The organism is Sphingomonas sp. LH128, assembly GCF_000293195.2.
Taxonomy (GTDB): Bacteria; Pseudomonadota; Alphaproteobacteria; order Sphingomonadales; family Sphingomonadaceae; genus Novosphingobium; species Novosphingobium resinovorum_A.
Genome location: NZ_ALVC01000268.1, coordinates 1 through 3,665, shown reverse-complemented (window position 1 = coordinate 3,665; position 3,665 = coordinate 1). Strand labels below are relative to the sequence as shown.

3 protein-coding genes are annotated in these 3,665 nt (G+C 64.6%); 2 read left to right on the top strand and 1 reads right to left on the bottom strand.

What is annotated here, in order from left to right; translation table 11 throughout:
- Positions 1–70: 70 nt before the first annotated feature.
- Positions 71–940: a 3-methyl-2-oxobutanoate hydroxymethyltransferase gene (gene panB, locus LH128_RS20225; RefSeq protein ID WP_008831544.1), complete on the bottom strand. Its 870-nt coding sequence runs from the start codon at positions 938–940 to the stop codon at positions 71–73.
- 187 nt (positions 941–1,127) lie between these two features.
- On the opposite strand from panB, the gene LH128_RS20220 reads away from it, so the two are divergent.
- The gene (locus LH128_RS20220; RefSeq protein ID WP_008831543.1) at positions 1,128–2,693 is read left to right on the top strand and encodes an amino acid permease; all 1,566 of its coding nucleotides are present in this window, start codon (positions 1,128–1,130) and stop codon (positions 2,691–2,693) included.
- Between the two features lie 148 nt (positions 2,694–2,841).
- On the top strand, positions 2,842–3,567 hold the full coding sequence (locus tag LH128_RS20215; protein WP_008831542.1) for an extensin-like domain-containing protein: 726 nt from the start codon (positions 2,842–2,844) through the stop codon (positions 3,565–3,567).
- Positions 3,568–3,665: the final 98 nt, after the last annotated feature.

Here is a 3,665-nt window from a genome sequence, read left to right as displayed (position 1 = left end):
GACAGGGAGGATAAACCACCGCAAAGGGCGAAACCGGAAAAGCCGGTTTCGCGTGGGCCACCGGACCCGGTCACTTCGGCTGGTAAGTCTGCTCGATGCCGGGGAAGCTGCGATCGCGCACTTCTGCGGCGTACTGCGCGGCTGCTTCCGAAACCACCGAGCCCATGTCGGCATACTTCTTCACGAAGCGCGGCACCCGCTCGAACATGCCGAGCATGTCCTCGGTAACCAGTACCTGCCCGTCGCACTGTGCCGAGCCGCCGATGCCGATGCTGGGACAGGCGATGGCGCGGGTGGCTTCGATGGCGATCGTCTCGACGACGCCCTCGATCACGATCGAGAACGCTCCGGCTTCGTCGAGCGCCTTGGCATCGGCGACGATCTTGGCCGCCTCGGCCTCGCTGCGGCCGCGCGCATTGTAGCCGCCGAGCACGTTCACCGCCTGCGGGGTCAGGCCGATGTGGCCCTGTACGGGGATGCCGCGCTCGTTCAGGAAGCGTACCGTTTCCGCCATCGCCGCTCCGCCTTCGAGCTTCACGCCCGCGCAGCCGGTTTCCTTCAGCAGCCTCGATGCATTGGCGAAGGCCTGTTGGGGCGACTGCTCGTAAGTGCCAAAGGGCATGTCGACGATGACGGCGGCATGGTAGCTGCCACGCACGACGGCGGCGCCGTGGGCGATCATCATCTCCAATGTCACCGGCACGCTGGAGGGCAATCCGTAGATCACCTGACCGAGGCTGTCGCCGACGAGCAGGAGGTCGCAATGCGCGTCGAGCAACTGCGCCTGCCGTGCCGTGTAGGCCGTCAGCATGACGATCGGTTGTTCGGTCACGCCGTCCTTCTTGCGGCGGCGAATCGCCGGAATCGTCAGGCGCTTCATCGGCGCCGGAGTGGGGTTTGCGCGGCTGGTCGCGGTGTCGATCTGGAAGGTCGTAGACATGGGTGGGGCTTCTAGCGCCCGATCTGGTCCCCGGCAAATCTCCAGAGTGGGCCGTACGCCTGCCGTGGGCACGGGATATACCGGATTGTTGTAAGAATATTACAATGCTGGGGAATTTACCGCAGGGGCCTCTTGCCAAGCGCCTGCTTGTCGTTAGCCTCCTGGCATTCGCAATTCGGGGGTCCACATGTTCGGACGCGTAAAGCCGCTCGACGCCATTCTGGCGACGGCGGAAAAGAAATCTCTTCACCGATCACTGGGTCCTGTCCAACTGACGCTTCTGGGCGTCGGCGCCATCATCGGCACCGGTATCTTCGTGCTCACTGCCGCAGCTGCGCAGAAGGCCGGTCCCGGCATGATGTGGAGCTTCATCATCGCCGGCGCGGTCTGCGCCGTCGCGGCGCTGTGCTATTCGGAACTGGCCTCGATGGTGCCGGTTTCGGGCTCGGCCTACACCTACTCCTATGCCGTCGTCGGCGAAGTGCTGGCCTGGATGGTCGGCTGGGCGCTGATCCTTGAATACGCCGTCGCGGCTTCGGCGGTCTCCGTCGGTTGGTCCGGCTACTTCATGGGCCTGCTCAAAAGTCTGACGGGGTTCGAGCTACCGGCGATGTTGGCGGCCGGGCCGACGTGGTCGCTCACCGGCGTCGACTTCTCCAGCGGCATCATCAATGTGCCCGCCGTGGTCGTGGCACTCGCGGTGACTTTCCTGCTGATGCTGGGCACCAAGGAAAGCGCGACCTTCAACGCGGTTCTGGTCGCGATCAAGGTGGCGGCGCTGACGATGTTCGTCATCCTCGCGCTGCCGGTGCTCAATACCGAGCATTTCGCACCCTTCGCACCCAATGGCTGGTTCGGACCGGCCGGCACCAGCGGTCTCGGCATAGTCGGGGCCGCTTCCTCCATCTTCTTCGCCTATGTCGGCTTCGATGCGGTCTCAACCGCTGCGGAAGAGACGAAGAACCCACAGCGCAACGTGCCGATCGGCCTGATCGGTAGCCTCGCGCTTTGCACCGTGTTCTATCTGCTCGTCGCAGCCGGTGCGATCGGTGCCATCGGCGCCCAGCCGACCGCTCTGGGCACGCAGCCCGGCTCGGCAGAGTTCACCGCCCAGTGCGCGGCGCTCGCCGCCAAGGGCAGCCAGCCGCTGGTCTGCTCGCAGGAGGCGCTGGCGCACGTTCTGCGTTCGATCAACTACACCCGCGCGGGTGACCTTATCGGTCTCGCAGCGAACCTGGCGCTGCCTTCGGTCATCCTGATGATGCTCTACGGCCAGACCCGCATCTTCTTCGTGATGGCGCGCGACGGCCTGCTGCCGGAGAAGCTAGCGACCATCCACCCCAAGTGGAAGACGCCGCACATCGTCACCCTGATCACCGGCGTCTTCGTGGCGATCGCCGCGGCGCTGCTGCCTGTCGGCCAGTTGGCGGACATCTCTAACTCGGGCACGCTCTTCGCGTTCCTGATGGTGTCGGTCGCGGTGCTGATCCTGCGCGTGCGTGATCCGCATCGCCATCGTCCGTTCCGCACACCGCTGGTGTGGGTCGTGGCGCCGATCGCGATCATCGGTTGCGTGACGCTGTTCTTCAACCTGCCGACCGAAGCGATGCTGGTGCTGCCGATCTGGGGCGCGATCGGCCTCGTGTTCTACTTCGCCTATGGCTACCGCAAGAGCCACGTGGGCCGGGGCCTCGTCGAGGTTCACGAGGAGGATACCGACGTGCCTCCGCAGACGGTGCCGCCGATCTCCTGATCGGCGCGGCAAGCAATTATGAAGGAGGGGAGGGCAGCTTGGTGCTCTCCCCTTTTCTTATGCCCCGCTCATGCCGGTCTATCCCTAGGTTTTCCACAGCTTTGCCGACAGGCGGCAACGAAGGCCGCGTGCACGACTTGTTGGTTGCATGGTCCTTTCCCGCTTCGACCAGTTCGCCGTTGCCGTGCTGCTGGCCGCCTCGTTCGTACTGGCTAGCCTGGCCTGGCTGCATGATCATCCAGAACACGATCCCCGTGCGCCATTGACGCTTGCCGAGCCCGACGGATGGGCAACCGGGCGCAAGTTCGCAGCGCTGCGGTCCAGCCGGGCTGTGTGCGGGGCTTTTCTCGACAGCGCCGGGGTGAATACGCCTGCACTGCCCGCGACAGGCAACGGGGCATGTCTCAGAGACGATCGGCAGGTCCTGGGCGCACCAGCGCGCCTTGGGACCCTATTACGTCCTCAGGGCGGCCAGGCGACGTGTGCGGTCGACGCCGGACTTGCCCGCTGGATAAGACACGGCGTGCAGCCTGCCGCAGAGGCGGTATTCCGTCAGAAGGTGGTGCGTATCGAACATCTTGGCACCGCAAGCTGTCGCCGGATCGGCGGCGGTGAACGCGGCAACTGGAGTGAGCATGCCACCGGCAACGCCATCGATATCGCCAGCTTCGTATTGGCGGACGGAAGCCGGATAAGCGTGGCGAAGGATTGGAATGGAAAGGACGCGGCGACGTCGCGCTTCCTGCATGACGTACGGGATGCTGCCTGTCGCAGCTTCTCTACCGTGCTGTCGCCCGACTACAACGCGGCTCATGCCGATCACCTGCATCTCGATCAGGCGAAACGCGCCGGGGGATGGTCAACCTGCCGATGAGTTGGGGGACGCGAAAAGAGAAATGGTGACCCCTACGGGAATCGAACCCGTGTTTCAGCCGTGAAAGGGCCGCGTCCTAGACCGCTAGACGAAGGGGC